7 protein-coding genes are annotated in these 6,511 nt (G+C 43.6%); all 7 read left to right on the top strand.

Annotated elements, in window-relative coordinates; all coding sequences use genetic code 11:
* Nucleotides 1-239: 239 nt before the first annotated feature.
* The 7 genes from AC5RDS_RS10645 (at nt 240) to AC5RDS_RS10615 (ending at nt 6,463) form a co-directional block, all read left to right on the top strand.
* Complete coding sequence (locus tag AC5RDS_RS10645) at nt 240-1,151, top strand: NAD kinase (RefSeq protein WP_228026159.1); 912 nt, start codon at nt 240-242, stop codon at nt 1,149-1,151.
* Between the two features lie 147 nt (nt 1,152-1,298).
* Nucleotides 1,299-1,616: a hypothetical protein gene (locus AC5RDS_RS10640; protein ID WP_272054265.1), complete on the top strand. Its 318-nt coding sequence runs from the start codon at nt 1,299-1,301 to the stop codon at nt 1,614-1,616.
* Entirely contained in the window at nt 1,604-1,825 is a 222-nt protein-coding gene (locus tag AC5RDS_RS10635) for a hypothetical protein (protein WP_288792390.1), read from the top strand. Before AC5RDS_RS10640 ends, AC5RDS_RS10635 begins: the two co-directional genes overlap by 13 nt.
* A gap of 99 nt (nt 1,826-1,924) precedes the next feature.
* Nucleotides 1,925-2,713, top strand: coding sequence for an undecaprenyl pyrophosphate synthase (uppS, locus tag AC5RDS_RS10630; RefSeq protein WP_013612346.1), 789 nt, complete (start codon nt 1,925-1,927; stop codon nt 2,711-2,713).
* Nucleotides 2,714-2,749: 36 nt separating this feature from the next.
* The gene (gene bamA, locus AC5RDS_RS10625; protein WP_172720383.1) at nt 2,750-5,302 is read left to right on the top strand and encodes an outer membrane protein assembly factor BamA; all 2,553 of its coding nucleotides are present in this window, start codon (nt 2,750-2,752) and stop codon (nt 5,300-5,302) included.
* Nucleotides 5,303-5,370: 68 nt separating this feature from the next.
* Entirely contained in the window at nt 5,371-5,880 is a 510-nt protein-coding gene (locus tag AC5RDS_RS10620) for an OmpH/Skp family outer membrane protein (RefSeq protein WP_041557324.1), read from the top strand.
* Nucleotides 5,881-5,950: 70 nt separating this feature from the next.
* On the top strand, nt 5,951-6,463 hold the full coding sequence (locus AC5RDS_RS10615) for an OmpH/Skp family outer membrane protein (RefSeq protein ID WP_228026161.1): 513 nt from the start codon (nt 5,951-5,953) through the stop codon (nt 6,461-6,463).
* The last annotated feature ends 48 nt before the right edge of the window (nt 6,464-6,511 follow it).

The following is a 6,511-nucleotide window of genomic DNA, read 5'->3' as shown; positions in this document are numbered from 1 at the left end:
TGCTGAGTTATAGAGTTGCTGAGTTATAGAGTTGCTGAGTTTAAAAAGTTAGCAACTCAGCAACTCAGCAACTCAGCAACTTAGTAACTTAGTAACTCAGCAACTCAGCAACTTAGTAACTTAGTAACTCAGCAACTCAGCAACTTAGTAACTTAGTAACTCAGCAACTTAGTAACTCAGCAACTTAGTAACTCAGCAACTTAGTAACTCAGCAACTTTTTTCTATCTTTGTCTGTTGAATGAAGGAGGATCGATTTATGACCGTAGCGATTTATGGCAGAAGTATAGAACCGGAATTTTTTCCTTACCTGAAACGTCTGGTCGAAGGACTGGAGAGGAAAGGAGTGGGGATGGTGTGTGAAGAAAAATTCGCTGCGCTGTTGAGTGGAAACTACGGTTACGAACCGAAATTTTTGAATTGTTTCGGCAGATGTACCTTGATAAAAGAGGAGGTTGAATTGCTGCTGAGCGTCGGTGGGGACGGTACTTTTCTGGATTCGGTGATTTATGTGAAAGATAGTGGGGTACCTGTATTGGGGGTAAATAGTGGACATTTGGGGTTTTTAGCGAATGTACCCGTGGAGGAGATAGAAGATGCTGTCGATTTTATCGCTGCCGGGAAGTATGAGGTGGAACAGCGGGATATGTTGCAGCTTGAAGTGGAAGGACAACGGATAGCGGATTTCGATTATGCCCTGAATGAAGTGGGAGTTTTGAAAGCTGCTACTTCTTCTTTATTGAAGATACATGCCTATATCGGAGAGAATTATCTTACGACCTATTGGGCCGACGGATTGGTGGTGGCTACTCCGACGGGGTCTACGGCTTATTCCCTGAGTGGTGGAGGACCGATTGTGAGTCCCGAATGCCGGAATATTATTCTGACTCCGATCTGTCCGCATAATTTGACGATTCGTCCGTTGGTGGTACCGAATACGGCTGAAGTGAGGCTGAAAGTGGAAGGGCGTTCCGGCGAATATGTGTTGTGCATGGACTCCCGGATCCGGAAGATGACGGACGGACAGGAATTGAAAATTTGTACCGGAAGCCAAAAAATCAATGTGGTGAAACTACCCCGGCATAATTATTACGATACCTTGAGGAATAAGCTGATGTGGGGGGAAGACAGACGCAACGGAATGAAAGACTAGAGTGAAAAATCGGAAATGGAAGTGGGTAAAAAGGTGCTATACGATAGGATAGAACAGAGGGAGTTGCCGAAACGATTCCAGCTATGTTATTGTTTCTTTGCATTTGTTACCCGATTTTTTACCTTTATAAGCTTATTTTTCCCTCTTTTGTTGTTATCTTTGGACGGTTTTTGTCAACCTGAGGGAGAGTTAGGAATTTTAGGAGGAATGGGGTATTATATGGGCGAATATAATCCCAATCGGCACTTTGATCGGAGTCAGCGTTATCTCGGAGGTTTTTGCCGTTATAATCTGGACGATCGTTTTGCTTTACGGCTGAATGCAGGTTTTTCGAAAATAGATATCCGGGAGAGATCCTTGCTGTCCAACGGGGAGACGGTATATCCGGCTGGATTTCATTGTACGGTGAAGGATGTTGCTGCATGGATCGAATTTGATTTCCGCAGTTTTGGGTGCAGAAAGTGAAAGAATTCTCCTGCTGGTCTCCGTATCTTTTTACCGGAGTGGGATATCTCGGAGCCGGCGATGAGAGTAGTGTTTCTATCCCTTGGGGCATCGGAGTAAAGTTTAATCTTTACCGACAATGGTCATGTGGGGGCGAATGGAGTACCCGGAAATTGTTTACCGATAAAATAGATCTGGTGTACGATCTCCGGGGGGGCGGAAGAGACTGATTTTGTAATAAAGATTGTTTTTTTGCGGGAGGAATTACGGTATCTTATCGTTTTCCATTGAACCCAGAATGTCACTTTTGAGTGAAAAACAGAATAATAATGCAAGATATTAAAGAAGAAATTATAGCAGCGGGCTTGCCGGAACATATCGCGATTATCATGGACGGCAACGGACGCTGGGCGGAACAAAGAGGCTTAGACCGGGTGTATGGACACAAACAGGGGGTGGATACGGTGAAGTCGGTTGTAGAAGCTAGTGGGGAAATCGGTTTGAAATACCTTACTTTATATACCTTTTCTATAGAAAACTGGAATCGTCCTAGGGCCGAAGTTGATGCGCTGATGGGGTTGATGACCGATGCGATTATCCGCGAAACGTCCGAATTGATGCGGCAGAAAGTGCGGGTGAAAGTGATCGGGAATACCGGTGATTTGCCGGAAGAGGTATGGCATAAGTTGGAAGGGCTGATTCACAGGACGGCTGCAAATACAGGAGTGACCTTGGTGCTGGCTTTAAGTTATGGAGCCCGTTGGGAAATTGTCGAAGCTGCCCGGAGGTTGATGGCCGATTATAAGGCCGGAAAAGTGACGGATACGGAGGAGGTTACGGACGAATTGTTTGCCCGTTATCTGACTACCGCGGGGATTCCTGATCCTGATTTATTGATTCGTACAAGCGGAGAATGCCGGTTGAGTAATTTCCTGTTATGGCAATGTGCCTATACGGAGTTTTATTTTATCGACAAATTTTGGCCTGATTTTGAAAAAGATGATTTATATTTGGCAATCCGTAATTTTCAGCAACGGGAGAGACGTTTTGGAATGACCGGAGAACAGATAAAAGTGAAGGGTGAAAAGGGAGAGGGGATAAACGTAACTGAAAAGTAACTGGTAACGCTGTCTTAGATAGCTAAAAGAATATATATGGTTAGAAAAGTAATTCTTTGTCTTTCAATAATTTTTTTCTGCTTTTGTCGTGTTATGGCGCAGTCGGCTGATACTTTATTCCAGCCTGATATTTATTATTCGAGCCCTAAAACATACGAAATTGCCGGTATCGAGGTCACCGGTATTGGTGAGCAGTACGATCCTGAAACATTGATTCTGGCTACCGGTCTCCGTGTGGGGTCCGAGGTGAAAATACCGGGGGATGCGATAACGAAAGCGATACGCCGTTTGTATGGCCAGGGATTGTTTTCCGATGTGACGATCTCTGTCGACCGGGTAGAAGGACAGAAAGTATTCCTGATTATTAATCTGGCAGAACGTCACCGTTTGTCTGCGATTAACTATATCGGACTCAAAAAATCGGAAGAAAGTAAAATTAAAGAGAAGATCAATCAATTGCCCGGAAGCCAGGTTACCGATAATATGATCGCCGGTGTACAGCGCATCATCGAAAAATATTTTAAAGAAAAAGGATACTACAATATCTCTGTGAAGGTTTTACAGCGGGATGACCCTGAAAGACCGAATTTTGTGTATTTGGATGCGACGGTCGAACGGAAGAATAAAATCAAGATCAGCGATGTGATTATCACCGGAAACGAAAAAGTGCGTGACAGCAAGCTGAAGGGAGCGATGAAGAAAACCAAAGAAAAGTCGTTGAGGAATTTCTTTAAATCGGCAAAATATATTCAGGAGAGTTATGAAGACGATAAATATAACCTGCTCGATAAATATAACGAACTCGGTTACCGGGATGCCGCTATTATCGCCGACAGCGTTGTACAGGAAAGTCCGAAACGGGTGAAAATCTATATCGACGTCGAAGAAGGAAACAAGTACTATTATAATGATATTACATGGGTTGGAAATACGGTGGTCGATGCCGATAAATTATCCCGATTGTTGAATATTAAGAAAGGTGATGTCTATAATAAGAGTTATTTCGATAAGCGTTTGAATTCGGATGAAGATGCTGTAGCCAATTACTTCTACCTGAACAACGGTTACCTGTTTTTCCGGGCGATGCCGGTAGAGACTGTTGTGGGGAACGATTCGATCAATGTCGAGATTCGTATGGTGGAAGGACCACAGGCGACGATCGATCGGGTAATTATCAAAGGAAACGATCGTACTCACGAGCATGTAATCCGGCGTGAATTGTATACTTATCCGGGAGAATTGTTCAGCCGGGAAGATGTTATCCGGAGTGTACGGGAATTAGCCAATCTGGGACATTTCGATCCCGAAAAAATCAATCCGACTCCACTACCGAACCAGGAAGCCGGAACGGTAGATTTGGAATACAAAGTAGAGGAAAAAGCAAATGATAAGATCGAGATCTCCGGAGGTTGGGGGGCCGGTATGATTATCGGTTCTGTCGGATTGACTTTCACCAATTTCTCTATGAGGAATATTTTTAATTGGGAGTCATATCGTCCTTTGCCTCAGGGTGATGGCCAGACTTTGAGTTTGAAAGCACAGACCAATGGAAAATATTATACCTCTTTCAGTGTTTCTTTCCGGGAGCCCTGGCTGGGAGGTAAAAAACCGAATTCATTGAGTGTGTCGGCTTATTATTCCCGTCAGACCGGTTATAGCCGTAGTTATTATAACTCCTATTATGCCGGAAATAGTGCCAAAGACATGTATGATACCGATCAGTTGATGACCACTTTCGGGTTGAGTGCCGGATTGGGACGACGGATTACCTGGCCGGATGATTTCTTTACCTTATATACCGAGGCTTCCTATCAGCGGTATACCTTGAAAAACTGGCCTTATTATATTTTTTCCGAAGGGAATTCGAACAACCTGTCTTTTGCAGTACAATTGAGAAGAAGCTCTATCGATAATCCGTTGTATACCCGTGAAGGTTCCGACTTTACCCTCGGATTGACGTTTACGCCGCCTTATTCCTGGTTTACCGATAAGAATTATGCCAGTCCGAATATTAAAGATAAAGATAAATACCGTTGGATCGAGTTCCACAAATGGAAATTTCAGGGAAAAGTATTTATGCCTCTGGATAAAAATAAAAAATTTGTGTTGTATACAGGGGTACAGTACGGTTACCTCGGTCACTTCGACAAAAACAAGCGTTCGCCGTTCGAAGGATTCGAAATGGGGGGTGACGGTATGTCGGGATATAGCCTTTACGGACGTGAATATATCGGTTTGAGAGGATATGAAAACGGTTCTCTGACAAATGCAGGCTCTAGCTTTATCGCTCCGAATGCTTCCGATGCCAGCTTGTATTCCAAGCTGACCATGGAGTTGCGTTATCCGATTTCGCTGGCACAGTCGGCGACGATCTATGCGCTGGCGTTTATGGAAGCCGGTAACTCATGGTATGAACTGAAAGATTTCGAACCGTTCAACCTGTATCGGTCTGCCGGTGTCGGTCTGCGTGTATTCCTGCCGATGTTCGGGTTGTTAGGTATCGACTGGGGGTATGGATTCGACTCTGTACCGGGACGTCCGGGAGCTGCCGGTTCACAGATCCACTTCGTATTAGGACAGGAATTCTAAAATGGATTTGCGGTTTACGATTTATGATAGGACATTTTAAATTGAAAAACGGATTTATTTTATTATTTTTGTCTTGCATATGGAGTACTGCACAGGCGCAAAGCGGAACACGCTATGCTTTCGTGAATATGGAATATATTTTCAGCTGTATCCCCGATTATGCAAAAGCCCAGCAGGAACTGGACGATTATTCGCAGAAGTTGCAGGCCGATATCGATGCGGTATACGCGGAAATAGCAGAAATGCAATCCAGATATAATGCCGATAAAGTGTTTCTGACTCCTTCGATGCGCGAAGACCGGGAGAAAGAAATTGCAGCGAAAGAGAATAAAGCCCGTTTGTTGCAGCAACAATATTTCGGCACCGACGGTTATCTGTTCGCAAAGCGCGAAGAACTGGTGAAACCTTTGCAGGACGAAGTTTTAGCGGTCATTAAAGATGTCGCTAAAGAAGGAAATTTTGGTATGATTATCGATGTTGCCGCCGATAATTCAGTTGTCTATTTCGACCCGAAACTCGATAAAAGCAATGTCGTATTGCGGAAATTGGGGTATAGCGTCAAAAAGAAAGAAGAATAAACCGGTCGTCTGAATGAAACAGATCCGGAAGAGTTAGATAATTTAATGATAATATTTATAAACCAGAAAAATGATGAAAAATACCATTAAAGTGTTTGTACTTGTAGCTTTGACATTGGCTGCAATGAGTGTTTCTGCACAGGTAAAACTGGGCCACATTGAAACTCAGAAGTTGATTCAGGCTATGCCGGAATGGACTGCCGCTCAAAAGACTTTCGAAGAGGAACAGAAAAAAGTAAATACAGAGTTGAATGGTTTGAGAGAACAATTCCAGACTAAATTAGCCGAATATTCTGAAAAAATGAAGACTTATTCAGAGGCTATGCGGGCTACAACAGAAGAAGAATTGCAAGGATTGCAGCAAAGAATCCAACGTTTTCAGGAAACGGCTATGGCTCAACTGGAAAAAACACAAAATGATCTGATGCAGCCTGTAATGGAAAAAGCATTGAACGCGATCAAGGAAGTAGGTAAAGAAAATGGGTTTACTTATATCTTCGACATGAATGCCGGTATCCTGTATGCCGCTGAAAATTCACAGGATGTCCTGCCGTTGGTAAAGAAAAAATTAGGATTGCAATAAGGAGTGTAAAAGGATAAAAAGCCGCCTGGGATAGGCGGCTTTTGTCGT

The organism is Odoribacter sp. (genome assembly GCF_985060555.1).
Note: the sequence above shows the minus strand (reverse complement) of the source record. Positions and strands in the feature narration are given on the sequence as shown.